Annotated in this window: 22 protein-coding genes, 1 tRNA gene and 1 pseudogene; 9 read left to right on the forward strand and 15 right to left on the reverse strand. The window is 46.3% G+C overall.

From position 1 onward, the window contains the following. Window positions 1-30 precede the first annotated feature (30 nt). The 9 genes and pseudogenes from M2137_RS00110 to M2137_RS00150 all read right to left on the reverse strand — a co-directional run. Window positions 31-1,173: a hypothetical protein gene (locus tag M2137_RS00110; protein ID WP_280764443.1), complete on the reverse strand. Its 1,143-nt coding sequence runs from the start codon at window positions 1,171-1,173 to the stop codon at window positions 31-33. A 4-nt stretch (window positions 1,174-1,177) separates the two neighbouring features. After that, on the reverse strand, window positions 1,178-1,759 hold the full coding sequence (locus M2137_RS00115) for a TetR/AcrR family transcriptional regulator (protein WP_280764444.1): 582 nt from the start codon (window positions 1,757-1,759) through the stop codon (window positions 1,178-1,180). 9 nt (window positions 1,760-1,768) lie between these two features. Then, window positions 1,769-2,524 carry an outer membrane lipoprotein-sorting protein gene (locus tag M2137_RS00120; protein WP_280764445.1) on the reverse strand — a complete coding sequence of 252 codons (756 nt, stop codon included), beginning with the start codon at window positions 2,522-2,524 and terminating at the stop codon, window positions 1,769-1,771. A gap of 18 nt (window positions 2,525-2,542) precedes the next feature. Further along, window positions 2,543-2,932, reverse strand: a complete 390-nt coding sequence (locus M2137_RS00125) for a GxxExxY protein (RefSeq protein ID WP_280764446.1) — start codon at window positions 2,930-2,932, stop codon at window positions 2,543-2,545. 120 nt (window positions 2,933-3,052) lie between these two features. Next, the gene (locus M2137_RS00130; RefSeq protein ID WP_280764447.1) at window positions 3,053-4,327 is read right to left on the reverse strand and encodes an FtsX-like permease family protein; all 1,275 of its coding nucleotides are present in this window, start codon (window positions 4,325-4,327) and stop codon (window positions 3,053-3,055) included. Further along, on the reverse strand, window positions 4,324-5,493 hold the full coding sequence (locus tag M2137_RS00135) for an FtsX-like permease family protein (protein ID WP_280764448.1): 1,170 nt from the start codon (window positions 5,491-5,493) through the stop codon (window positions 4,324-4,326). The genes M2137_RS00130 and M2137_RS00135 overlap by 4 nt, the downstream gene beginning before the upstream one ends. Before the next feature lie 3 nt (window positions 5,494-5,496). Continuing rightward, window positions 5,497-6,198: an ABC transporter ATP-binding protein gene (locus tag M2137_RS00140; protein ID WP_280764449.1), complete on the reverse strand. Its 702-nt coding sequence runs from the start codon at window positions 6,196-6,198 to the stop codon at window positions 5,497-5,499. Between the two features lie 82 nt (window positions 6,199-6,280). Continuing rightward, window positions 6,281-6,955 carry an ABC transporter ATP-binding protein gene (locus tag M2137_RS00145; protein WP_280764450.1) on the reverse strand — a complete coding sequence of 225 codons (675 nt, stop codon included), beginning with the start codon at window positions 6,953-6,955 and terminating at the stop codon, window positions 6,281-6,283. Window positions 6,956-7,218: 263 nt separating this feature from the next. After that, window positions 7,219-7,482: pseudogene (locus tag M2137_RS00150) on the reverse strand (ORF6N domain-containing protein); the annotation flags it as partial. Window positions 7,483-7,985: 503 nt separating this feature from the next. Here M2137_RS00150 and ftsZ point away from each other — a divergent pair. The 6 genes from ftsZ (at window position 7,986) to M2137_RS00180 (ending at window position 11,876) form a co-directional block, all read left to right on the forward strand. Beyond that, a complete protein-coding gene (gene ftsZ / locus M2137_RS00155) occupies window positions 7,986-9,206 on the forward strand; it encodes a cell division protein FtsZ (RefSeq protein WP_280764451.1) in 1,221 nt (406 codons plus the stop codon). After that, window positions 9,203-9,382, forward strand: coding sequence for a hypothetical protein (locus M2137_RS00160; protein WP_280764452.1), 180 nt, complete (start codon window positions 9,203-9,205; stop codon window positions 9,380-9,382). The genes ftsZ and M2137_RS00160 overlap by 4 nt, the downstream gene beginning before the upstream one ends. A gap of 75 nt (window positions 9,383-9,457) precedes the next feature. After that, complete coding sequence (locus M2137_RS00165; RefSeq protein ID WP_280764453.1) at window positions 9,458-9,847, forward strand: hypothetical protein; 390 nt, start codon at window positions 9,458-9,460, stop codon at window positions 9,845-9,847. A 12-nt stretch (window positions 9,848-9,859) separates the two neighbouring features. Further along, window positions 9,860-10,675 carry a hypothetical protein gene (locus M2137_RS00170; RefSeq protein WP_280764454.1) on the forward strand — a complete coding sequence of 272 codons (816 nt, stop codon included), beginning with the start codon at window positions 9,860-9,862 and terminating at the stop codon, window positions 10,673-10,675. A gap of 34 nt (window positions 10,676-10,709) precedes the next feature. After that, window positions 10,710-11,396 carry a GH25 family lysozyme gene (locus M2137_RS00175; protein ID WP_280764455.1) on the forward strand — a complete coding sequence of 229 codons (687 nt, stop codon included), beginning with the start codon at window positions 10,710-10,712 and terminating at the stop codon, window positions 11,394-11,396. Between the two features lie 156 nt (window positions 11,397-11,552). Further along, window positions 11,553-11,876: a hypothetical protein gene (locus tag M2137_RS00180; RefSeq protein WP_280764456.1), complete on the forward strand. Its 324-nt coding sequence runs from the start codon at window positions 11,553-11,555 to the stop codon at window positions 11,874-11,876. A gap of 96 nt (window positions 11,877-11,972) precedes the next feature. On the opposite strand, the gene M2137_RS00185 is transcribed toward M2137_RS00180, so the two are convergent. The 3 genes from M2137_RS00185 to alaS all read right to left on the reverse strand — a co-directional run bounded on the left by M2137_RS00185 (window position 11,973) and on the right by alaS (window position 15,776). Next, window positions 11,973-12,046: transfer RNA gene (locus M2137_RS00185), tRNA-Pro, on the reverse strand. 36 nt (window positions 12,047-12,082) lie between these two features. After that, on the reverse strand, window positions 12,083-13,147 hold the full coding sequence (gene aroB / locus M2137_RS00190) for a 3-dehydroquinate synthase (protein ID WP_280764457.1): 1,065 nt from the start codon (window positions 13,145-13,147) through the stop codon (window positions 12,083-12,085). Between the two features lie 4 nt (window positions 13,148-13,151). Beyond that, window positions 13,152-15,776: an alanine--tRNA ligase gene (alaS, locus tag M2137_RS00195; RefSeq protein WP_280764458.1), complete on the reverse strand. Its 2,625-nt coding sequence runs from the start codon at window positions 15,774-15,776 to the stop codon at window positions 13,152-13,154. 96 nt (window positions 15,777-15,872) lie between these two features. Between alaS and M2137_RS00200 the strand changes: the two genes are divergently transcribed. Together M2137_RS00200 and M2137_RS00205 are read left to right on the forward strand one after the other, a co-directional pair. Continuing rightward, entirely contained in the window at window positions 15,873-16,856 is a 984-nt protein-coding gene (locus tag M2137_RS00200; protein ID WP_280764459.1) for a M23 family metallopeptidase, read from the forward strand. A 15-nt stretch (window positions 16,857-16,871) separates the two neighbouring features. Continuing rightward, complete coding sequence (locus M2137_RS00205; protein ID WP_280764460.1) at window positions 16,872-17,231, forward strand: MerR family transcriptional regulator; 360 nt, start codon at window positions 16,872-16,874, stop codon at window positions 17,229-17,231. An 85-nt stretch (window positions 17,232-17,316) separates the two neighbouring features. Here the strand turns inward: M2137_RS00205 and M2137_RS00210 are convergent, their stop codons facing one another. The 3 genes from M2137_RS00210 to M2137_RS00220 all read right to left on the reverse strand — a co-directional run bounded on the left by M2137_RS00210 (window position 17,317) and on the right by M2137_RS00220 (window position 22,836). Then, window positions 17,317-18,912, reverse strand: a complete 1,596-nt coding sequence (locus M2137_RS00210; RefSeq protein ID WP_280764461.1) for an Ig-like domain-containing protein — start codon at window positions 18,910-18,912, stop codon at window positions 17,317-17,319. A gap of 352 nt (window positions 18,913-19,264) precedes the next feature. Further along, a complete protein-coding gene (locus tag M2137_RS00215) occupies window positions 19,265-21,709 on the reverse strand; it encodes a sugar-binding domain-containing protein (RefSeq protein WP_280764462.1) in 2,445 nt (814 codons plus the stop codon). A gap of 5 nt (window positions 21,710-21,714) precedes the next feature. After that, the gene (locus tag M2137_RS00220; RefSeq protein WP_280764463.1) at window positions 21,715-22,836 is read right to left on the reverse strand and encodes a glycoside hydrolase family 43 protein; all 1,122 of its coding nucleotides are present in this window, start codon (window positions 22,834-22,836) and stop codon (window positions 21,715-21,717) included. A gap of 507 nt (window positions 22,837-23,343) precedes the next feature. Here M2137_RS00220 and M2137_RS00225 point away from each other — a divergent pair. Further along, window positions 23,344-23,736 carry a DUF3127 domain-containing protein gene (locus M2137_RS00225; protein ID WP_280764464.1) on the forward strand — a complete coding sequence of 131 codons (393 nt, stop codon included), beginning with the start codon at window positions 23,344-23,346 and terminating at the stop codon, window positions 23,734-23,736. Window positions 23,737-23,744 lie beyond the last annotated feature (8 nt).

The raw sequence follows: 23,744 nt of genomic DNA on the forward strand, positions 1-23,744 counted from the left end.
ATTCTCATGCGGGTAAGAACAAAGATACTTTCAATGATTCCAAACCACCATCAACTGCATCCCCTTGCCCATAAAGCGATTATCGGCAGAGGTCATACCGGGAATGCTGAAACGCGCTGGGTTCCAATAGGCCATCAGGTAGAAGGTGAGCGAATTATACTGGCGTTGCCAGTTCAGGAAGTTATAGGCTTCGTGGTTTGCCCAATCAACATAGACCATGCCTTGCAGGTTATCAAAAATACCGATCGGATACGAGAGTGACAAACCGGAGAAAGTAGCGGTATTATCGAATGAGAAAGCCTGGCGGCTGCCATCGAAAACAACCTGTTCAAGGGTAGCAGTCAGGCCGTTCCCCCAGGGAAAGGTGTAATCGGTTCCGAGGGTGATCAATGTCTGATTGGTCATTATGCCTGCGTCTTTTGCCAGATGCGTCCAGGAGGCTTCGAGCCAAAGGCCTACAGTCAGGTTGAGTTTCGTGTCGAACCCGATGCGATGTTCCGCCACCGAGCGGTCGGAAAGAAGAGAACTATACGCGGAGCTGGCTCCAAAGTCGACCGGCCGGAAATGATACGATACAGCCATCTCGCCTTGTGATACCGGCCATTGGAAACGCCCCCCGGCCTCGGGCTGTTTCCTGTTCGTTGGAACAGACTCCCATCCCTTGATATCTTTATTGCCCATCAAGACCCAGAACCAAAGGTTGGCATTATTCAAAAAATAATAACGCAACAGACCCGCCCACATCCCGTCGGTCAGTTGCAGCGGATCGCGCGGATCCATCTTATCGAACCACATCAACGGGCGAAACATCATGGCAGAGCCGAAATTGATCTTCTGCAAACCGGCACGGATCTCTAATTGGGAAGTGGAATAGCGTGCCCAGGCACGATAGGGTTTGATATCGCCCGTCATTCGATCTTCATCGAAGCGCAACGACATATCACCAAACAGATTGGCTGAGATTTCCACATCGAACAGCCGGTTTTCATCCAGGCGATACTGCCCGTTAAACTGGGGCAGATAACGTCCCCCTAACCACACATCCGAAGCATAATCGGGGGCATACAGTCCCCAACCGGAGAGTTGCCCGCTGTAACGAAACGAACTCTTCTGTGCCGACAGGATAGATATCGACAGCATCCATCCAAGGAGAAATAAATACCCGCGTTTCATGACTCTATTCATAATTGGAAACACCATACACAAAGAAGCGTGAAATATCCTCTATCATCGCACGCATACTGGGGTAAGCATTCAACAAACGTTCATCGGAGATCATCATTTTCAACGCATCGAAAATAACAACCAACAATATAGGATTGATATCCGGGCGCATTTCGCCCCGTTCCTGGGCAGCTGTAAGTTCTTCCACACCCCGCTGGATGGCATCGGCATAAAACGCCTGCATGAATGTCCGCATCTCTTCGTTGTCCGACTGATAGATATCGCGCACAAAGTCGGCGCTGATCTCCTTGGTTTTATCTAATTTCATATAGACCGTTCGCTCCATCTTCTGGTTGAAAGGGATATCCATCGCCATAATCTCGCGGAAATCCCGCAGGTTTTCGTCCGCGTAGAACCAGAGCATATTTTTGATCAGCTCCATTTTGTTCTCAAAATATTTGTAGAAGGTCATTTTGGAACTCCCGGCCTCCTTGCAGATATCCTCCACCGTTACGCGCCGGATGCCATACTTCTGCATCATCCGCCACCCGGCGCGGATAAGATCCTCCCGTTTATGTATTCGTTTTCCAGCCATAATCGTTCTTTACTGTTTTAATCCCGCCTTGCTGAAAATATAGGCAGGGATCGGTTTATTAAATTCTATTTTGGTAATAATATAATCGGTGCCATCCCCCTCTTTCAAGACATCTTTATAGTTCATCTGCATGGGGAACCAACGTCCGTCGATCTGCCGCACATCGCTCAGGAGGATTCGTTTGAGCATCTGCCCGCTCTTGGCATACAGCTCCTGCCGGAGAGGCACCAGGCGCTCCCGGTCGATCCATATCTTCTGGGCGTCGTAGGCCACATCGTCGACCTTCGCCTTCAATGACAACACCCAGCAGGGTCGTCCGTCGACCTCTTCCTCGCCGGATAGTTCCGCGTTGTATGTCTCGGTCAGCTTGCGGTCGTCCATCACATCCTCATACGAGAGGTCGGAGCCCATCACCGATTGGCGCAACATGTGCCCGGATATCAGGATCGTACGATCGGTCGAAGGCGAATAAAGCCAAAGCTCCTTCTCGAGTTTCAACATCTTTGTGCCCTTATCCCGCGCCGGCGACAGGTATTCGGAGAACGACTTCGCTGTCCCTTCCGTATAACTTTTGGAAGTCATCGTACGGTTATTACGCTTCCCATGCACCACCATCGTCGACTCCACTATACGCGAATCCGCCGATAGGTTCTTATCTACAGCATCCAGGAGCTGGGTGGGGGACTGGGAGAATGCCTGAACTGTGATTACGCTGAATACAAGACAGACTATGATTTGATTTGTTTTGATTTTTATGATACGCATGATTTATTCTATTTTATGTTACTTCAAATACTTATTAACGACTCTTTTAAACTGAAGAGAGTTTGAACCAAAGTTAATTAGCAGTCCTATCTTCATATTGTATGCCTCCAGGTAGTTGATAGCTTGTGCAAGATGGGCATCTGTAAGCTCACTGATCGCTTTCAGTTCAACCATTACATTTTCTTCCACAAAAAAGTCAACCCTTCTAGTTCCTATATCATTCCCTTTATATTTCAACGGCATCTCTTTTTCTCTTTCATATTGAATCTCTCTTATATGAAACTCTATAGCTAATGCCCGTTGATAAACAGCTTCTTGAAATCCATTTCCAAGAATTCGATGCACTTCCATTGCTGCCCCAATAATATTTCCTGTCAATTCCGACAATTGATACTTCTCATTAATCATTTCATTTTAGTTTTAAAGGTTTATGGATTTATTTATATATAAGTATGTTTTTCAATCACTTTAATCTCTTAATCCAAGTAATCAAATCATAGTCTATCTTGTATTCAGCGTAATCACAGTTCACGACAGCTCCCTAAACAACTCCGCCGTCTTGCGCCGATAGACGGCCATGCCGGCCAGGGCAGTGCCGATCAATATGGAGATAACACCGGGGATAAAGCCGACCCAGAACATACGGGGCGTGATCTCAGCACGGATAACGGGATCGATCAGCATGGAAATATTATCCATCATCGACCCGTAATCGAGGCCATATTTGCGAAGATAGAGAGCTAACAGCAAGCCCAAGATCGTCCCCATCACGGAGCCGGCAGCACCAATCATCAGCGACTCCAATAGCATCGTGCGGTAGATATGCCCCTGCGGCTCGCCCATTGCCAGGCGGATGCCAAATTCATTGTAACGACGGATACCTCCCAGTATGCCTGTGTTCCATAATACAATGGAAAGGGCAAAAACAAGCATGACAACCATAATAAACGTGATGGATTTCATATAGGCAAGCATATCGCCCATGCCACTCTGATCGGCGAGTTGCAGCATATAGGGGGCATACTCGTCTTCCTCCCATGCCGGGAAGCGGGTATTGAAATCACGCTTGATGGCTTCCGCCTCTTCCTGCTTATAGAGATCATCGGGGAGAAAGCCAAATATTTCCGTCGTGGCATTCTCCATATCTAAGAACTGACGCGCATAAGAAATATCGACAATAATAGCTCCCCGGTCGAGGGCGGCATTGCCGAAACGGACAATACCGACCACCGTCAGGTTGGTAAACGACATGGAGCCATACATCGTACTTCCGAAAAAGGTAAGCGTATCGCCCGGAGACACCTCGAAACGCTCGGCGAAATCAACACTGACAAGCGCCTCTTTCCCGCTGCCGATAAGCCGTCCGGTGACAAGAGAATTCGCCAGATGAAGACGCTCGGACTCCACCTGGTTTGTCAACAGATCATACGCTGTTCCCGCCACAGGGCCTTGCGCCAGGGTTTCCCCATCGGCATCGGGTATATCCAGTAACCCGCCAAAATAGATACGCGGGCTCCAGGACACCTGCGGATAATGAGTCCTGAGCTGATCGAATAGAGCATCTGCCTCCAAGATGGCCAGATCGTTATTCTTTTCCATATCGTTTTCTTCGAATGCCTTCGTGACCACTTTCAGATGTCCGGCATCAAAGCGGGCGGTCATATCGATCATATTCGAGAGCATCCCTCCCATAAAGCCATCCAGAAAGACCACTACAAACACCCCGATCGTCACCACAATAAAGGGCATAATCGAACGGCCGCGGTCGCGCACGACCCCTTTCCATAAAAAACCGGTAATCATAGTATTTTCCCTTTAAGTGATAAGACAATGTTCTGCTTCGTAATCTTCCGGGCCGGCCAGTAGCTGATCAATGCCGACGAAAATACAATCACCAGGATGGTCCATAAGATGGCTGTGAATGTATAGATCGGATAGATCACATTCCCGATGGCAATGCCTGTCTCCTCTATCAGGTCCGGCATAGGCATACCCACTTTTGCCTGCCATAAAAGGACAGGAGTGCCCCAGATCGCTCCGACCACAATAGCCAGGAGGCTATAGGCCGTGCCTTCGAGCGTGAAAAGGGTTGCCACCCGCTTTTGCGTCATGCCCAGGGCCACATAGGTGCCGATCTCTTTCTGCCGACGGAAGATCGACAGGGTCTGCGTGTCGAACACTGCCAACAGAGCCACCGACAATAGAATAATAAACAGTATCACCATCTCTATCCGGTTGGCTGCCAGCATCTCATCCAGGTCGGCTGTCAGATAGGCCAGGCTTTTAAACACCCAGCCCGAGTCGACAGGCACCTCTGTTCCCACCGAAAGGATAAGATAAGTCGCTTCCCCGTCCATGCCGGTCATTTGCTGTAAATCTTCTATATCAAGCCAGAGTTGCCCGGTATCGACGGCCGGCACTTTCGAATCGAACACCCCCGCTATACGGATCTGCCGGGCATCAAACGCACCCCAGCGGTCGCGCCAGCGCACCATCACATAATCGCCCTCCTGCAATCCGGCCGAGCGAGCCATGCGTTTGCCCACCAAAGCGCTGATCTCTTCCCTGTCGGCCAATCCCTGCGTGGGGAGCTTCACAGCGGTCTGCCCGGCGGGTATTCCTTTTAACTGAATATTCATCACACGCCCTCCACCGGGATAAACCGTGCCCTGCACGACAAGTACCGGCATCAGGTCGCCTTTCGCCATGCCTTCACGATACCCATTCGGAATGGGAGCATGCGCATCCGGCAGGGTAAACACATCATACCGGTCGTATTCCGGCATCCAAAATTGTCCGTCGCCGGTCTCCCAGGCAATCGTCTCCTGTCGGGACTCCTGTACCCAGCCATCGGTGATGCCGTTAAACCAGACAATTATCACAAAGGTAAAGGAGAGGACTGCCACATTGAGCCACGTTCGCATGCCGCCACCCAGGATATTCTTAAAAGCTGTTTTCAGTAGTAACATGGCTCACCCCTCCCCGATCGTTTCGTCTCTTACGATAGCGCCGTCCTGCAAATGGATGATGCGTCTGAGGTATTGCATCACCTTTTCATCGTGCGTGGCAAAAATAAAGGTGGTTTTCAGCTGTTCATTCAGCTTCACCATGGTCTGAAGGATATGGTGCGAGTTGGCAGCGTCCAGATTGGCCGACGGTTCATCGGCCAATACGATCGCCGGCTTCTTCACCATAGCGCGGGCAATGGCCACGCGCTGGCTTTCACCTCCTGATAGTTGCGAAGGTTTTGATTTCTCCTTATCGGTAAGACCGACCCATTCCAATGCCTCCATCACCATCGTCCGGCGTTTGGCCGTAGGTATGCCCTGTAACAATAAGGCAAACTCTACATTCTCGAACACCGTATACACGGGCAAAAGATTATAACTCTGGAAGATGAATCCGATATGATTATTCCGCAACTCCGCCGCCTCACGGGCGGTCAGCGTAGAAACGGATTTGCCCAACACATGAGCTTCCCCCTGTGTTGGGCAATCCAACGAACCGATAATATTCAATAAAGTTGTCTTACCCGAGCCGCTCGGGCCTACTAAACCGGTAAACTCGCCGACGTCGATCGTCAGATTCACCCTGTTTAATGCGGTAAACTCGCCGTTCCCGACAGGAAACGTCTTTACCAGATCCGTTAAAGAGATAATAGATTGAGGTGCCATGGTGGTGATTATTTCAAAGATTACAATGACCAATAATCACCAAATATACGAATTAAGTCGAAATATCCAAATATCGTAAACGTTAAATGACTGCTTCGGCTACGACTTGTCCGTCAAACAGGTTGATTACCCGTCCGGCATACCCCGCATCATGCTGGCTATGGGTCACCATCACAATGGTCGTTCCCTCCTTATTCAACTCGGAAAGCAGATTCATCACCTCTTGTCCGTTCTTGCTGTCTAAGTTACCTGTCGGCTCATCGGCAAGAATCAACTTGGGGTTCGCCACAACGGCGCGTGCAATGGCCACACGTTGTTGCTGACCGCCCGAGAGTTGTTGCGGAAAATGTTTTTCACGGTGCGAAATAGCCATCCGTTCCATCGCCGCCTTCACCTTTATTTTTCGCTCTGAAGCCGGTATACCCATGTAAAGTAGTGGCAACTCAATATTCTCATACACATTGAGCTCGTCTATCAGATTGAAACTCTGAAACACAAAGCCTATCACTCCTTTGCGCAGTTTGGTTCGCTGAGATTCGGCAAAGCCGGAAACCTCCGTCCCGTTCAGGAAATATTGCCCGGAGGTCGGGTTGTCCAATAATCCCAGAATATTCAACAAAGTGGATTTGCCACAACCCGAAGGTCCCATAATGGCCACAAATTCACCTTCTTTCACGTGAATACTCACCTTATTCAGCGCCCATGTTTCCACCTCTTCTGTGCGGAAAATCTTTTCTAAATCGACTGTCTTAATCATTTTCTCCTGTTTTTAAATCTATAAACACATAATACTTACTTCTGATAATCAGATAACAAAATATGTGCCGATAATATAAACAACTGAATATCAACAACAAACATTTAAAGCAAGTTTAAAACATTGTGCGAATATACACATAAAACGTTCGGAAGCGCACGCAAACGAGAAGCCTTATCCTTTCGGCTTCACAAATCCGATCGGATTTCGGGGCTTCGTAGAGAGCGACTTCTTGGCCTGCAATTCTGCCAATGTTTCATTAATTCGGTAAAAGCAAATACACTGCTACCCCCAATATTATACTCTTTAGGTATCACATTTCTTGATACCCCTGTCTGTATCAGCAAGTTTGCTTCATCCGAAGATAGCCTGAACAGGAAATCATCAGGAAATCTATCGATATTACGCCTAACCGCCTGCTTGAGGATTCTTGTCTCCGTTCCATACATCTCTGCCAAATCAAAATCGAGCATCACCCGCTGACCTCTAATTTCATATATCCGATTTTGTATTACTGCTGTTTCCATACGTTAAGTTCTGATTATACACAAATATAGATAATATCTTTATACATATCTTGGTTGTGTCCCGCTTTTGCATCATCCAGTAGGCTGGGTTCACCCCAGAGGGTCAAAAAAGAAATGCTAACTAATGTTAATTCGTTGTTTTTTCACCATCTCGTCAATTATCATTTTGTCAAAAACGCAGGAGTATTTTTCCGAAATGGCAGGAGTATTTTTACAAACTCCCGGGAGAAACATTTTTTAACGTATCATATTGTAAAGCAAAATGGCGCTTTTGCTTACATTTTGCTTTTTAACATTTTCTCTTTATTTTGCCAGGGGGTAGGTGAAATAAACTACCTTTTTCTATATATACATTTGAAGAATCAGGCTTTTTCAAGTAGCTTTGCCAATAGTATCAAAAAATCACGCATTGTTTCATAAATTTATCACCCAAAAGCCGGCAGAAAAAAGGGGATAACAAAGAGAAATACATGTATAACAAAAAGAAATAAAACGGAACAACTATGCTAATGGAAGATATGATGGAATTCAACCTCCCCAAAAACCGCATGAGTAATATCATTAAAGTGGTTGGTGTGGGAGGCGGCGGGGGAAACGCTGTGGAAAATATGTATAAACAAGGGATCTACGATGTCTCGTTTGCCATCTGCAATACCGACAGCCAGTCGCTATCCAAATCTTCCGTACCGGAACGCATTCAACTCGGCGATTCCGGATTAGGTGTCGGCAACAAACCGGACAAAGGGCGTGAGGCAGCTGAAGAGAGCATCGAAGAGATCAAGACACTGTTTACCGATGGCACCAAGATGGTTTTCATAACCGCAGGGATGGGCGGAGGCACGGGAACGGGGTCTGCTCCTGTTGTGGCTGGTGTCGCCAAAAATATGGGCATACTGACCATCGGCATTGTGACCATTCCATTTCTTTTCGAGAAAAAAGCTAAAATCAGACAAGCCATAAAGGGGGTGAGCGAAATGCGCAAACAGGTGGATGCGCTACTCGTCATCAACAACGAGCGCCTATTGGATCTTTACGGAGGAGGAGATATGCCCGCCAAAGTAGCCTTCAAAAAAGCGGATGATATACTGACTGTTGCCGCCAAAAGCATTGCAGAGATTATTACCATACACGGTGATATCAACCGTGACTTCCGCGACATAGAGACTGTTATGCGCAACGGGGGCGGTGCCATTATGACGGTAGGCAAAGCTAATGGAAAGCACCGGTTACGGCACGCTATCATGGACAGCCTCCAGTCACCACTATTGAACGGCAAAGACATCGAAAAAGCCAAACGCATCCTTTTTGTGATCTATTCGAACGAAAACCATCCGGTTACGGTGAATGAGCTAACCGAATTGGATCATTTCATGGATGAACTCGACCCGAATATCGAAGTGATATGGGGATTGTATGACGATAATGAGCTGGATGACGAAATTAAATTTACACTTATCGCCACCGGATTTGAAACAGAAGAGGAATCGGTTTCCGTCAAAGTAAGTGAAGAAGATCAGTGCGACGCACTTATTGCCAAGTATTATCCTCCCAAAGAGACACTTAACCCAACTTCAAAGATAGAGCAGCAGCCTATCCAAGAGATAGAACCAAAGCAAGGTGACACGCCCCTCTTCACAAACGAAAATATCCCCCAGGAGAAAAAACCCCTTATCGAACGTTTAAGTGATATATTGAACAAACTGATGGATGATAATAATCTATGAAAACAAAAGTTCTATTATGCACATTGGCAATTCTAAGCCTCGGACTTATCTTCCTCTCTTTTAAAGGCAAAAAAGAGAATACCGGATATCAGGGGATTGATGTGTCAAGATATCAAAAGGAGATCGATTGGAAAGAGGTAGCAAAAGATAAAAACATTCCTATGGTCCTTTGCTAGTTGCATTAGTGCTTTGGTACTTATTTTAATTATATTTGTGTGATGGAAAACTCGTTTTAAATAAAGATATTAACGATGACTACAAACACAAGAACTACGGAGAAAAGTATAGAACATTTGCAGCCTAATGAAATATTTGTTTTTGGAAGCAATCTTGAAGGCATGCATGCTGGTGGCGCCGCTTATTTAGCAAAGGAACGTTGGGGAGCTGTTTGGGGACAAGGAATAGGTCTGCAAGGTCAAACATACGCTATCCCTACTATGCAGGGAGGTGTTGAGACAATAAAGCCCTATGTTGATGATTTCATTCAATTTGCAAAAGACAATCCGGATAAAGTATTCCTTGTAACTGAAATAGGCTGTGGAATAGCAGGCTTTCAACCGGAAGATATAGCCCCACTATTTAAGGAGGCCATAAAGGTATCTAATATTTATTTGCCGGAACGGTTTTGGGGGATTCTATAAAAAAACAAACACATGACTACCCTATTAACAATCCTCGGAATAATAGCTATTATAGCTTTTATCCAGTACGAAAAAGAAGTATCCTTTAAACAGCAGGGCATAAGAGTTATAAAGATTTTTATAGTTCAATATTTAGTTGTTTTGCTGTTGATAGGTTGTGTTTTAGGAGTAATTCTTTTGCTGGGTGACCAGGAGGGTTCTCGCCTCGCCACGCAAATTGCTCGCATTAAATCTGGTGCTGAATTAGATTACCTATGGTTGGCACCATTTCATATGGTGAAGTCGTTTGTTACAGCTCTCTGTTTCTTTCACACATCGATTATGCTTGCCGGTTTTTTAGGTTTGTTTGCTATGATTTACCTCATTCGAAGATTATATCGGAAATGGCATCCTTTAAAGTCAAATCAAAAGGCATTGTTATATTTGATATCCCCTTTGACTTTGACATTCTTGCCATTCGGAGTTTTTTCAGGTATATGTTTTAAAGAATCCTATTCTATAACTCATCAATACACAAACAGAAAGGATATAGCCTCTATGATTGGAATAGATTTCCCAAAATATATAGAAACGGATAGAGCTTTGGAAGGAAATAGTATTAGTTTTAACGGTGACTATTCTGTATCTGTCAGAATGAAGTTCACAAAAGACAATGATCTGGATAAATTCTATCGGGAGTTTGAGAGCATTAAGATCGATAGCCCTTTCTATAACCACTCATCCTCTGATAATAAATGCAGTTTTAGCAGAATGGATGACTATACTTTTGTTGATTTAACAATCAACAAATCAGATAGTATAATATCTTTGCGTTATGGGCGCATTTAGGGATCCACAAGATAAAAACAAAACAACCAAGGATATGAGAGTTCTACTATACATATTTGTGGTTCTAAGCTTCGGAGCCATCTTCCTCTCTTTTACCGGTGAGAAAATGGATGCTGGGTATCATGGCATTGATGTTTCAAGACATCAAAGGAATATAGATTGGGAACAGGTGTCAAAAGATAAAAACATTCAATTTGTCTATATCAAAGCGACAGAAGGGAAAACATACATAGATCCTAAATATAAATACAATATCAAAGAAGCACGTAAAAACAAGTTTAAAGTGGGTGCTTATCATTATTTCCGAACCACCAGTTCGGCACATGGGCAATTTGAGAACTTCAAGAAAACAGCCCGGAAAGCGGATCAGGACTTAATCCCCATAGTAGACGTAGAAGAGAGGAAGAACTGGACACGTTCGCAGTTTCAGGACAGCTTGAAAGTCTTTATTCGTTTGGTGAAAGAGCATTACGGAAAAGCTCCTATGATCTATTCTGTCAACTCGTTTTACAACGCCAATTGCGCACCGGAATTCAACAACTACCATGCGATGATAGGAAGATACAATGATGATCCCACGAAACATCCTACGGTTAAAGGCAAAGGAACCTATACCATCTGGCAATTCTCCGAAAAAGGGAAAATCAAAGGAATAAAAGAACCGGTTGACCTGAACCGGTTTAATCCGAAGTACACGATAGATGATTTATTGTTGAAATGAAGTAAAATAAACTATTTCATAAAATTCAAAACAGCTTCTAAACAATTATATTATATTTGTGGGATACAGGGCACCTCTTTATTTGATTTAAAGCACACGTTAGCTCTTTATTTGGCTCATACATTTTTTTGAACTAAATTATAAATAGTTATTATTATGGAAGAATACAATGTAAATCAGCCGGCACAGCCAGCACAACCAATCACACAACAGACTCAGTATGCCCCTTACCAACAAGCGGCTCCCACTCAAGCTAATTCTGTCATTAGCATAGGAGAATGGATACTCACAATTTTTCTTCTTGCTATCCCGCTTATTAATCTGATCATGCTTTTTGTATGGGGATTTGGCGGAGGAGCACATCCGACTAAAGCCAACTTTGCAAAAGCGGCTCTTTTATGGATGGTGATTGGATTCGTATTAAGCTTGATGTTCCTATCTTCTATACTAACCTTTTTCTCCACATTCAACAGATTCTAAAAAGAAAAGTAAGAACATAAAATCCGTCACGAATCCGTCACACACAAATAAAAAAGAGGTTTACTATAAAAAGTAAACCTCTCTGTTTTCAATCCGTCGGGATGACAGGATTTGAACCTGCGACCACACGCCCCCCAGACGCGTACTCTACCGGGCTGAGCTACATCCCGTTTTTATTTTCGGGGACAAATGTAGGGATTTTTCGTTTATATGCCAAAACTTTCCCTGTAAAAATCGAGCGATTCGAGGATAGTGTCTTTGGAGACTTCCTGATTAATTCGCACGTCACCGATATCGGCCAGTAACGTAAAGTTGATGATGCCGCCTTCGTTCTTTTTGTCGTGTGTCATGAATTCATAAAGAGTCTCATAATCAATACAATCATAAAAGAAAGGAGGATAATAGGTTTTGATATAGTTGACCACCTGCCGTAGTGTATTGATAGGGAAACCGCTGCGTTTATACGAGAGATAAAGTTCACAGACTATTCCAGCAGCCACTGCATGGCCATGCAATAAAGGTTGGTTTCTTCTGAAAGAAAGACTCTCAAAGGCGTGACCAACCGTATGCCCCAGGTTAAGGGCTTTGCGGATACTTTTTTCTTTGGGATCCTGTGCGACAATCTCCTCTTTCACCGCCACCGACGCTGCCGTCATGCAGTTGAAAAGGGGATAATCCATAGGGGCATCCAGGTCGTATTGCATAATCGCATGATAGATATCCGCAGAACTTATCAAACCGTGCTTGATCATCTCTGCATAACCCGAAAGGAGGTTGTCGCGATCCAATGTGCGCAGGAAATGATTGTCGATAAATACGCATAAAGGCGGATAGAAAGAGCCGATCTCATTCTTCAATCCGTTGAAATTAATGCCTGTCTTACCACCTACCGCTGCATCGACAGAAGCCATCAGTGTGGTCGGAATATTGATAGTTCGGATACCCCGTTTGAAGGTAGCACCGGCAAAGCCACCCATATCGGTCACCATGCCACCGCCCAGGTTGATCAGGATAGAGTCGCGCGAAGCACCGTTTTCAGAGAGAAACCGCCAGATGGAGGCCAACTGCTCCAGTTCTTTATGTGTATCACCGGCATCGACCGTAAAAAACAAAGCCTCCTTTACTGCCGGAATATCCAGCAATAAAGGAAGGCAATGCGTTTTCGTATTCGTATCGGTCAATACGAAAAGTCTGTTGTATGTCAGAGAGGATAAAAAAGCAGTCAGTTCAGCTTGCAGATCCTCTGTAATAACCACTCGTTGCTCGGACATACATTTAGTATTTCAGTCCGGCATCTACCAGAATCTTATCAACCGCATCGGCCAAGCCTTCAGGCTTTTTACCTCCGGCAGTCGCAAAGTGAGGTTGACCACCTCCGCCACCCTGAATCAAGCCGGCTGCTCCTTTGACTAAAGTAGCCGCATTGAATCCTTTTTCAATCAGGCTATCGCTCAGCATCACCATCAGCGAACACTTCGATTCTTCATGCGTTCCAGCCACTAAGATAAAGGGCACATTGATCTCTCCACGAATCTGGAAAGCAATGTTCTTCAATACCTCCGCAGGAGCGTTTCCAATGAAGCGAACCAGCTTCACACCGTCATGATCGATCGCTCTCCGCATCAATTCCTCTTTCATCATGATGGCTTTTTCCTGCATAAAGTCTTCCATCTGCTTGCGCAATCCGGAGTTCTCTTCGATCGCCTTGCGTATCGCCGGAAGGATATTGGGGATATTATTAAACATCGCCCGCACCTCACGCACCATATCTTGTTGCGCATAATATTGATTATCGGCCGCTTCCGCCGTAATAGCCTCAATGCGTCGAATACCCGCCGCGATAGAGCTTTCACTCACGATTCGCATACATCCGATCATACCGGTCGAAGGAATATGCGTTCCACCGCAAAGCTCCACCGAGTTTCCGAAACGTACTACGCGCACCTCATCGCCATATTTCTCACCAAACAAAGCCATTGCCCCCAGCTCCATCGCCTCTTTAATGGGCACACAGCGGTTTTCGTCCAACGGAATATTCTCACGGATCTTCTTATTGACGCGTTTCTCCACCTCCCTGATCTCCTCGTCGGTCACTTTCTGAAAGTGTGAAAAGTCGAAACGCAATGATTCGGGAGAAACATACGAGCCTTTCTGTTCCACATGCGATCCGAGCACGTCACGCAACGCTTCGTGCAAGAGGTGAGTAGCCGTATGGTTACATTCCGACTGAATGCGTCTCTCTTTATTGACGACAGCCCGGAAGGTAGTCGTTACATCTTTAGGCAATTGAGACACCAAATGAACGGAGAGATTATTCTCGCTCTTAGTATCCAATATCGCAATCTTCTCCTCATCAGCAATCAGCCAACCCGAGTCGCCTACCTGTCCCCCCTTTTCGGCATAGAACGGGGTTTGATCAAGTACGATCTGATAGAGCTCTTTATTCTTTTGCTTTATCTTCCGGTAACGTTGTATTTCCGCTTCCGCCTCAAAAAGATCATAACCGACGAAACGGCTTTCGCCTTCTTTCAACACCACCCAGTCGCCGGTTTCGATAGCCGCCGCGTTACGGGCACGTTCTTTCTGCTTTTGCATTTCGGCGTCAAACTCGACAGTAGCCACAGTCATCCCTTCCTCGCGGGCAATCAATTCTGTTAAATCAAGAGGGAAACCAAAGGTGTCATATAGTTCAAACGCGACAGTTCCGGAGATGACAGAAGAGTTTTCTGATTGTGCTTTCTTTATAGCATTCTTCAGAAGTCGTATCCCTATCTCCAAGGTACGCAGGAAAGATTCCTCCTCCTCCTTTATCACCTTTTCGATCAGCGTTTTCTGGGCGATCAATTCCGGATAAGCATCGCCCATCGTATCGATCAGCGAAGGAATCAACGTATACATAAAAGCCTCTTTGCAGCCGAGGAATGTATACCCATAGCGCACAGCGCGGCGCAGAATACGACGGATCACATACCCCGCTTTCGCATTCGACGGCAACTGTCCGTCGGTTATCGAGAAAGCAATCGTACGGATATGGTCAGCAATCACACGCATGGCGATATCCTGTTGCTTGTCATCACCGTATTTCAACCCTGTCTTGGCAGCGATTGCCTGGATAATCGGTTGGAAGACATCTGTATCATAGTTGGATATCTTACCCTGGATAGCCATACACAAGCGTTCAAATCCCATACCGGTATCGATCACCTTAGCGGGCAGGCCTTCCAGCGAACCGTCACTCAGGCGATTGTATTGCATAAACACCAGGTTCCAGATCTCGATCACCTGCGGATGGTCTTTGTTGACCAACTCGGCACCGGAGATAGCTTTCCGTTCCTCTTCCGGGCGCAGGTCGATATGCACCTCCGAACAGGGACCACAAGGACCGGTATCACCCATTTCCCAGAAATTATCTTTTTTGTTCCCATTCAGGATGTGATCCAACGGCAGGTATTCTTCCCAATAACCGGCCGCTTCGTCGTCGCGCTCCAAGCCATCGGCCGGGCTTCCTTCAAAAACAGTCGCATACAGCCGTTGCGGATCCAACTTCAACACATCCACCAGGTACTCCCAGGCCCAACCGATCGCCTCTTTCTTGAAGTAATCGCCAAACGACCAGTTACCCAGCATCTCGAACATCGTATGGTGATAGGTGTCATGCCCTACCTCCTCGAGGTCATTATGCTTCCCGCTGACGCGCAGACATTTCTGAGAGTCAGCGATTCGGGGATATTTGATGGGTACGTTCCCAAGAATAATATCTTTGAACTGATTCATCCCTGCATTGGTAAACATCAATGTAGGGTCTCCCTTGATTACCATAGGGGCAGAAGGGACTATGCGATGCCCTTTTGACGCAAAAAAGGCTTTAAATGATTCGCGGGTTTCTTTAGCTGATAACATAACTCTTTCTTGTAGTTCTCGTTAATATTCCCAAAAAGGATTTGCAAAAGTACTTCATTTTATTAATTTTGCAGTTCTCTATCAACAAAATATTCCATGAAGCTATTCAAAAACCGTAAAGTTTACTATCATTTTAACCCTAACACGTTGAGTTATGAGCGGGTTTACCCGACTCGTAAAGACCGTTTATTCACTATTCTCAGGCATTTAAGTTCAGGTGTTGTTTTTGGCGCCATCGCTCTTTATCTCGTATTAAACTTCATCGATTCACCCGTCGAATCGGAATTACGCAAAGAAAATAAACTGTTGCAAACCCAATTCGAGGTGCTCTCCTTACGTTTGGACGGCGCCATGGGTGTGTTAGAGGATCTGCAACAACGCGACGAAAAGTTATACCGGGCCATTTTCCAGGCCGAACCCATTCCCGAATCGGTACGCAAATCCGGTTTTGGGGGCACCGACCGCTATCAGCACCTGATGGCGCTGTCGAACCCGGAACTGGTTGTTGCCACGACACGTCGTATGGATATGTTGCGCAAACAATTGTATGTGCAATCCAACTCCTTAGAAGAAATAATTGACTTAGGGAAAACGCAGGAAGAACGCAGCAAATGTATTCCGGCCATCCAGCCGATCTCCAACAAAGACCTGGCGCGTACGGCTTCGGGTTACGGTATGCGTATCGACCCGATCTACCGCGTTCCGCGCTTTCATGCGGGTATGGACTTCTCAGCTAAGATCGGAACAGAGATCTATTCGACCGGCGACGGGGTGATCACATACGCCGGTTGGAAGCAAGGCTATGGCAACTGTATTGTGATCAATCATGGATACGGCTATGAAACGCTCTACGGACACATGAATAAATTCGGTGTGCGGGTAGGACAAAAGGTGGTACGCGGACAAATCATCGGTGAAGTGGGCAACACAGGTAAATCCACCGGCCCCCACCTGCATTATGAAGTGATCGTCCGGGGGAAACATGATAATCCCGCCAAGTATTACTTTATGGACCTGACGCCCGAAGAATACGACCGCATGATCCAGATTGCTGACAACCACGGTCAGGTGATGGATTAACACAAAGCTACCGGTATGGCCCTGAAGAAAGAAAAGACGCAGAAATTATACTACTCCATTGGCGAAGTAGCTCAGATGTTTGGCGTCAATGAGTCTACCTTGCGCTTCTGGGAGAAGGAGTTTGATTCGATCCGTCCGCGAAAGAACGCGAAGGGCACCCGTTTCTACAAACAGGAAGATATCGATGCCGTACGCCTTATATTCCATCTGGTGAAAGAGCGAGGCATGACCCTTGCCGGTGCCCGCCAGAAACTAAAAGACAACAAAGAAACGACTATCCGCCAGGAAGAGATCGTCAACCGCCTAAAGCAAATCAAAGAAGAACTGCTCGCCATGAAAGAGGCCTTCTCCTCCATCGGGCCTAAAGAAGAATAATCGCTTAGCGAAAAGAGAGAGGGTGTATCAAAAAGTTTTGAGCTTTTCGATACACCCTTTTTTATATTCCTTCGGATGGATGTTTTTACTTAAAGGTAACGGTTGCGTTTCCACTAACCGTAATATTTCCATCAGCTGCCGAGGTGAGGCGTTTGCCACCTACGGAAACATTTGTAAAAACGATATTTTTGATTGGCTCGATCGTTGCATTGATCCGGCCGCCTTCTGGATTGAGGATATCAACCGTGACATTTTCAAATGTCCAGTTAGATATTCTGTGACTGCCCGAATTGATATTGACAAACATTTGTTTCGCGTAGCTACTTACCCTCGGAGCATCCGCTATTCGGATATTTCTGAATGTCATGTTTTCCAATGCCGTTGTTCTGTCGGATGCGTTCACCAGAAAGAGTTCAACACCACTTTCTTTGCCGATCATTTCTACATTTTCCATAACAAGTCCTTTGACATCTCCATAAGCTCCTCCCCAGTAAAGGCGTCCCCAAGGGCCTCCCCAGCACACGATATTTTTTATCTTCGCGCCATTGAGGTTATGAGACATGAAAATATCATCGTTATTGAAAATAAAACAGTCTTCCACTGTAATGTTCTTCCCGTTTACCCAGATTCCATCTGTATTTCCATTCCAGCAAACGATGTTCAAATTGCGGAACTCATTGTTTTCGTTGATACCATGGTCATTGTTCAGTGCGATGGTGTAACCACAGCTATTCGTGATCGTAATGCCTTCGATTTTCGCACTCTTCGTTCCCGCGCTGTAGATAGACGCTACTGTTCTCAAGTATAGGTAGTCCGTAGTGGTATGCGGCCATTCGCCCATTGACAGGACGCCACGTCCCTGTATTTTTACATTCCCCGCTCCCCTATTGATAAGGAAAGAGCCTTCCACAACAGCACCTCCCGCGATATAGACAGATTCGTTGGAGTTAAGTTGTTTCTGCTTTCCGATGTTGTGAATACCCGATCCGTAATAATAGGTAGCTTCGGCATTGGGCTCTTCCGGTTTGTCGGTAAAGAGGAAAAGCGGATGCAGCCGATCGTTTACCTCAACGGATATCTTCTGTTGTGTCTTCATGCGGAACGTGATCTGATCCCCATCAACAGTTGGCTCGATGTGGTAGTTTAATGGATGGATTTTTACGCTATTAACCGGAATCTGACTGGTGATTCGTACTTCAACTTCCGTATCTTCGAAGGAGAAATGGCTAAACGAAGCATGTGTCTGTTTGCGAGGCTCCCCTTTGAAGTAAGTGTCTACCCAATAGTTATCGGTCATATACACAAAGCTTTCGATGAATTTCGAGCTATTGGCCCGACGGACTTCCAATTTGAATTTATCCGATTGGGAAAGGTGTTCGACACCTTTCAGATCACCCGGACTGTCATAGACAACCAAGTTGCCGTTTGCCGGATCTCCAACCGTGACCTCACAAGTAGCTGTTTTGCCGCCATCAAGCGCAGTAGTCGTAATGGTTGCCGAACCCATAGCGATGGCTTTCACCTCGCCCGACTCATCCACCGTCGCAACGGCTTCGTCGCTTGATGTCCAGGATACGCTATTGTTAGTGGCATCTTCGGGTGTTATTGTCGCTTTGAGTATGTGCGATTCCCCTATCAGCATCGACAGAGTTGTATAATCCAGGCTTACACCTGAGACCAAAACTGTTTTTTCATCATCACATGAAGCAGTAGAAGCGATTGTGCAACAAGCGGCTACCGCCAAAGTGCATAATTTTCCAAAAATTGATTTCAACTTTAACATAAGAGTTAGATTTAAAAATCACTACTATGAAAAGACAATTGCAAAAGTAGATTCTGCCTAAGGTTATGATCGCACAAATATAAGCATTCGTCTGTTTTACATTGTTGAGTTTGTTTTTGCATTACAAATGCTATATAGTTAAATTGAAATATCCAAACAATTATTCCAAAATGAATTGTGATGAAAAAGAAAAGGCTGCCTCAACATGTATTGAGGCAGCCTTTTTATGCCATAATAAAAAAAATATTTACTAACGAACAACCACTTCCGCCGGTTTCAGCCAGGGAGAGGTGAAGCGCACTTTGATTGTTCCAGCTTCGCCGGTAGGTTGGATGTAAGCCAATAGGCGTCCCTGGTAAACACGGTGCGCGTGATCGGTATAATCGGTCATATCGCTGTTATTACCTGCTTCCAGTCCCAGCAACTTCGCCGGACCTTCAATGCGGCAGGTCACCTCATTGTCGGATAACACCACGGGAATACCCTTCTCATCGACCACCTGCAGGATCACCTGTGCCACGCCATTCTCACATTCGCTCTTCAATACGGTCTCTACGGTGAGGGCGTATGGTTGTTCAGACGATTGAATAGCATAACGGGAAACCTCCTGATCGCCCGCATCCAGTCCGATTACTTCTAATTTTCCTTTTTCATACGGAAGATCCCAATAGATAATGCCTGTATTATCATCATACTCTTTCGGCGTACCGATTTTCTTTCCATTCAATATGAGCTGTGCCTTGGCCGCATTGGTATAACAAACAACACGAACCGACTGTCCATCTTCATAATTCCAGACAGACGGAGCATCCATGGAAGGTGGTCTCTCCCGCCGTTGATTGGCTGGGGCACCGGGACGAATAGGCATCGGCATATTCAGGGAGGTGCCCAGGTAAGCCATCGGTTTATCCGACCAGAGCGACTGACGGAAATAACCTCTGGGTTTGATAAATCCGGCAAAGTTCACCATACCGGTATTCAACCCGCGGGAAGGCCAACGACCGGCTTCGCCCAGGTAGTCGAGCCCTGTCCAAAGGAATTGCCCAAAGATGTATTCATTGTCTCTCACGGCCTTCCAGGCGGCAAAGCCCTGTCCGTTCTCACTACCATAGATAACCCGCTTCGGATAGGTTTTATGATCTTCCGCATATTTGCTTTCCGTATAGTTGTATCCGGCAATATCTAAGGCACCGGGATATTCCGTCTGGTTCGACATGGCTACACCGGCCAGTCCGGCTGTCGTAACACGGGAGGGATCAAACTTTTTCACAACGGCCACTAAGCGTTTGGCAATAGCTCCCAGGCGCATCGCATCCGGCGCATCGGGATTGTATCCGCCATACGAGGCCTGCGTGAAGCCGGCCCGGTCGCCGCCCAGTACAGGATGTGAATAAGGATCGTTGGGATAATCCACCTCATTGCCGATACTCCAGGCAAAAACAGAGACATGATTGCGATCGCGGCGCACCATATCCTCCAGGTCTTTCTCGCCCCATTCTTCAAAGAAGTCATAGGCGCCCTGGAATCCCGGCGTGCCCACGTTCCAGCCTTCGAGCCATTTACGCTTAGGAAACTCCCACTCATCGTAGGCTTCATTCAATACGAGCAGCCCTAACTCATCGCATAGATCATAGAGTTCAGGAGCTTGTGGATTATGACTGGTGCGTATGGCGTTACATCCGATCTCTTTCAGGATAAGTAGACGACGCTTCCACACATCGAGCGGAACGGCCGCGCCCAAGACACCGGCATCATGATGAATGCAAACACCCTTCATCTTCATCCACTCGCCATTCAGGGCAAAGCCTTTGTCGGGATCAAACGTAAAAGTACGGAAACCGGTACGGGTAGAGGTTTCGTCAATCACTTTTCCGTCGGCCAATACAGTAGTCTTCAAGGTATAAAGTACCGGATTATCCAAATCCCACAAAGCGGGACGGTTTACCTTGATGGCGGTCGTTATTTTCGACTGACCGGCTGTCGCATGTAGTTTCTTTATGTTCTTTCCCACACTCTTTCCTGCGGGAGAGAGGAGTTCGTTTATAACTGTCAGGTTGGCGTTCGCCGATGTGCCGTTACTGATCTCCACCTCGATATGAAGCGTTCCTTGATTTTTCTTTACCTCCGGATAAGCGAATACGCCCCATTGTGAGATATGTACCGGATTGGCATAGACCAGCCACACATGGCGGTAGATGCCCGAACCGGTATACCAGCGTGAATCGGCCGACTGGCTATGATCCACCCGTACGTCGATCACATTCTCTTTTCCATATTCAACATAAGGAGTCGCATCATACATAAAGGAGATATACCCATTCGGACGTTTCCCCAATGAATGGCCATTCAGAAACACCTCGCTGCGGTTATAGACCCCTTCAAAATAGAGATACACCTTCTCTCCCTGTTTGTCCTGAGGGATCGTAAGCGATTTGTGGTACCAGCCAATGCCGCCGGGCAGATAGCCTGTACAGCTCGACAAGGTAGGGCTCAATTGCCCTTTGACACTCCAGTCATGCGGAAGATCAACTTTTTGCCAGCGTTGGCGGTCGGCTTTCGTAAAATCGTCCAAGTCTCCTAATTGAAACAGCCAGCCTTCGTTGATCAACTCCGGTTGCCCGAAAGAAACCTGAGCGAATGACGGCTGGGTAAAGATGCTCAACAAAGCGATGGTTAACAGTTTGAATACACGCATACTATTTATTTATTAAGTGAGTCGAAAATAGTCAGATCCCATTCGTCGTACCATTTTAGAAACGGCAATCCGTTCTCGAACTGAATCGGCAGCCAGATATAGGTCGCTTCCGAAGGGCGGCGCGGCGTCCATCGGTCGCCCATAAAGATAAAGGCATCCTTCTTGCCGGCCACCGGCAGTATGTAGGTGCTTTGCGAATGGAAAGTCAATTCGGCATCGTCTCCCCGACAGGGATTGTCATGTTGCGTCCAGGGACCCCAGATCGAAGGAGCGGAAAACATACGGGCGGCATTGGGCGCCCAGCCGGTACAACCGGAGGTGATCATAAAATAGGTATTGTCTTTCTTGAAGATCGCCGGCGCTTCATTGTGCCCGCAAGGGAAGATACGGATATATTTACCCGTATGCCAGAGGTAATCGTCCGACAATTCGGCAATATTCAGCGTGAGGTTGTCTTCGGCAGCATAGATATGATAGGCCTTCCCGTCATCGTCGACATACAACGTCATATCCCGCGACATCTGCCCGCCCTGAAAATGATCGCGTACAAAAAGACCCTGACCGACCGCCTCCAGCCATTCGGGCGTCCAGCCTTTCAATTCTTTGGCCGTAATGGTTCGTGTTTTATCCTCTTCCGGCATATTCTCCGGCCAGTAGCCGGCATTCGGACGGCAGGAATAGAGATAACGATAAGGACCGGTCGGGCTGTCGCTCACGGCAACAGCTGCACGTGCCGCCCAGTAACCCTTCCCTTTCAGTTCCAGGTGGAACCACATCACATACTTTCCGGTCTTTTCATTGTAGATCACCTTGGGACGTTCCAATACGCACCCTCTCTCAATATCATGAAAAGAGCTATCGGGCATCACACTGAGGGCAACCCCTTCGTTTTTCCAATTCACCAGATCGCGGGAAGAATAGCAGGTAACACCCACCAACGCGGCACTTGTATTTTCCGCCTTATGTTCTCCAAACCAATAATAGGTTCCATCCTGATACAGAATACCCCCACCATGGGCATTCACATGAACCCCCGTGTTGTCTTTCCAAAAGGTGCCGGGAACAATTTTTTGCGCTTGCACCGGCAGGCACAAGGCGAGTAAAAGTACATAATAACTACATTTCATAATCGTAATAATTCGTTTAATAAAAAGGAAGTAATTTTTCTGCAAATATATGATTATTAATCCATACACTGAAAAGGGAGTGCTTTTATACACCTGATAACTTTTTTCGCCCCCCAACCTTCTAAAATGTTAAAATATTGATTGTAAGCAAAACGGTCGTTTTACTTACAAATCCATACGTTAAAAAGTGTTTCTCCCGGGAGTTTGTCAAAAAAGTCCCGCCTTTTTGCGCGCAAACTCCTGCCGAAATTACAAATCGTAAATCGGGGCTTTTCCCGAAAATGAACATTTTAACATTTGCTTACACTTTCATAAAATGACTGAATTGTTTCATAATAGGGAGATTTCCTTTTTGTAAGAATTGATGATTTCCCAATTTATCATTTTGTCAAAGTGATATCACAAATAGAAAAAAAAGAGCAAAAACAAAGAATCCTCCTCTTCGTATTAGCAAGTTTTCAGGGAAAAGCTTACCTTCGTAGCACTAAAAAAACAGAGTATATACAAATGGAAATTACCGGAAAGATAATCGCTGTACTCCCGGAGGTCGGAGGTATCAGCAAAACAGGCAACGAGTGGAAAAAACAAGAATACGTACTGGAAACGCAGGAGCAGTATCCTAAGAAGGTATGTTTTCAGATCTTTGGTGCCGATCGCATCGCGCAGGCCAATATCCAGGCAGGCGAAACTGTCATTGTCTCTTTCGATATCGATAGCCGCGAGTATCAGGGACGTTGGTTTACAAACATCAATGCATGGAAGGTAGACCGTCCGGTTGCCGGCGCGTCGGCCGACCCACAAATGGTGACTCCTCCCGACTTCGTACCCGGCGGAGCGCCTGTCGCACCTTCTCCTGCAGCTTCTCCGATGGATAATCCGGTCGACGATCTGCCCTTTTAAATCGTTTT

It is taken from the genome of Parabacteroides sp. PFB2-10 (genome assembly GCF_029893085.1).
In the GTDB taxonomy this organism is placed as follows: domain Bacteria; phylum Bacteroidota; class Bacteroidia; order Bacteroidales; family Tannerellaceae; genus QVMG01.

Excerpts from the sequence above, each read along its gene's own strand:
- M2137_RS00110 (WP_280764443.1), bottom strand. The coding sequence starts at position 1,173 with ATGAAACGCGGGTATTTATTTCTCCTTGGATGGATGCTGTCGATATCT.
- M2137_RS00115 (WP_280764444.1), bottom strand. The coding sequence starts at position 1,759 with ATGGCTGGAAAACGAATACATAAACGGGAGGATCTTATCCGCGCCGGG.
- M2137_RS00120 (WP_280764445.1), bottom strand. The coding sequence starts at position 2,524 with ATGCGTATCATAAAAATCAAAACAAATCAAATCATAGTCTGTCTTGTA.
- M2137_RS00125 (WP_280764446.1), bottom strand. The coding sequence starts at position 2,932 with ATGATTAATGAGAAGTATCAATTGTCGGAATTGACAGGAAATATTATT.
- M2137_RS00130 (WP_280764447.1), bottom strand. The coding sequence starts at position 4,327 with ATGATTACCGGTTTTTTATGGAAAGGGGTCGTGCGCGACCGCGGCCGT.
- M2137_RS00135 (WP_280764448.1), bottom strand. The coding sequence starts at position 5,493 with ATGTTACTACTGAAAACAGCTTTTAAGAATATCCTGGGTGGCGGCATG.
- M2137_RS00140 (WP_280764449.1), bottom strand. The coding sequence starts at position 6,198 with ATGGCACCTCAATCTATTATCTCTTTAACGGATCTGGTAAAGACGTTT.
- M2137_RS00145 (WP_280764450.1), bottom strand. The coding sequence starts at position 6,955 with ATGATTAAGACAGTCGATTTAGAAAAGATTTTCCGCACAGAAGAGGTG.
- ftsZ (WP_280764451.1), top strand. The coding sequence starts at position 7,986 with ATGCTAATGGAAGATATGATGGAATTCAACCTCCCCAAAAACCGCATG.
- M2137_RS00160 (WP_280764452.1), top strand. The coding sequence starts at position 9,203 with ATGAAAACAAAAGTTCTATTATGCACATTGGCAATTCTAAGCCTCGGA.
- M2137_RS00165 (WP_280764453.1), top strand. The coding sequence starts at position 9,458 with ATGACTACAAACACAAGAACTACGGAGAAAAGTATAGAACATTTGCAG.
- M2137_RS00170 (WP_280764454.1), top strand. The coding sequence starts at position 9,860 with ATGACTACCCTATTAACAATCCTCGGAATAATAGCTATTATAGCTTTT.
- M2137_RS00175 (WP_280764455.1), top strand. The coding sequence starts at position 10,710 with ATGAGAGTTCTACTATACATATTTGTGGTTCTAAGCTTCGGAGCCATC.
- M2137_RS00180 (WP_280764456.1), top strand. The coding sequence starts at position 11,553 with ATGGAAGAATACAATGTAAATCAGCCGGCACAGCCAGCACAACCAATC.
- aroB (WP_280764457.1), bottom strand. The coding sequence starts at position 13,147 with ATGTCCGAGCAACGAGTGGTTATTACAGAGGATCTGCAAGCTGAACTG.
- alaS (WP_280764458.1), bottom strand. The coding sequence starts at position 15,776 with ATGTTATCAGCTAAAGAAACCCGCGAATCATTTAAAGCCTTTTTTGCG.
- M2137_RS00200 (WP_280764459.1), top strand. The coding sequence starts at position 15,873 with ATGAAGCTATTCAAAAACCGTAAAGTTTACTATCATTTTAACCCTAAC.
- M2137_RS00205 (WP_280764460.1), top strand. The coding sequence starts at position 16,872 with ATGGCCCTGAAGAAAGAAAAGACGCAGAAATTATACTACTCCATTGGC.
- M2137_RS00215 (WP_280764462.1), bottom strand. The coding sequence starts at position 21,709 with ATGCGTGTATTCAAACTGTTAACCATCGCTTTGTTGAGCATCTTTACC.
- M2137_RS00220 (WP_280764463.1), bottom strand. The coding sequence starts at position 22,836 with ATGAAATGTAGTTATTATGTACTTTTACTCGCCTTGTGCCTGCCGGTG.
- M2137_RS00225 (WP_280764464.1), top strand. The coding sequence starts at position 23,344 with ATGGAAATTACCGGAAAGATAATCGCTGTACTCCCGGAGGTCGGAGGT.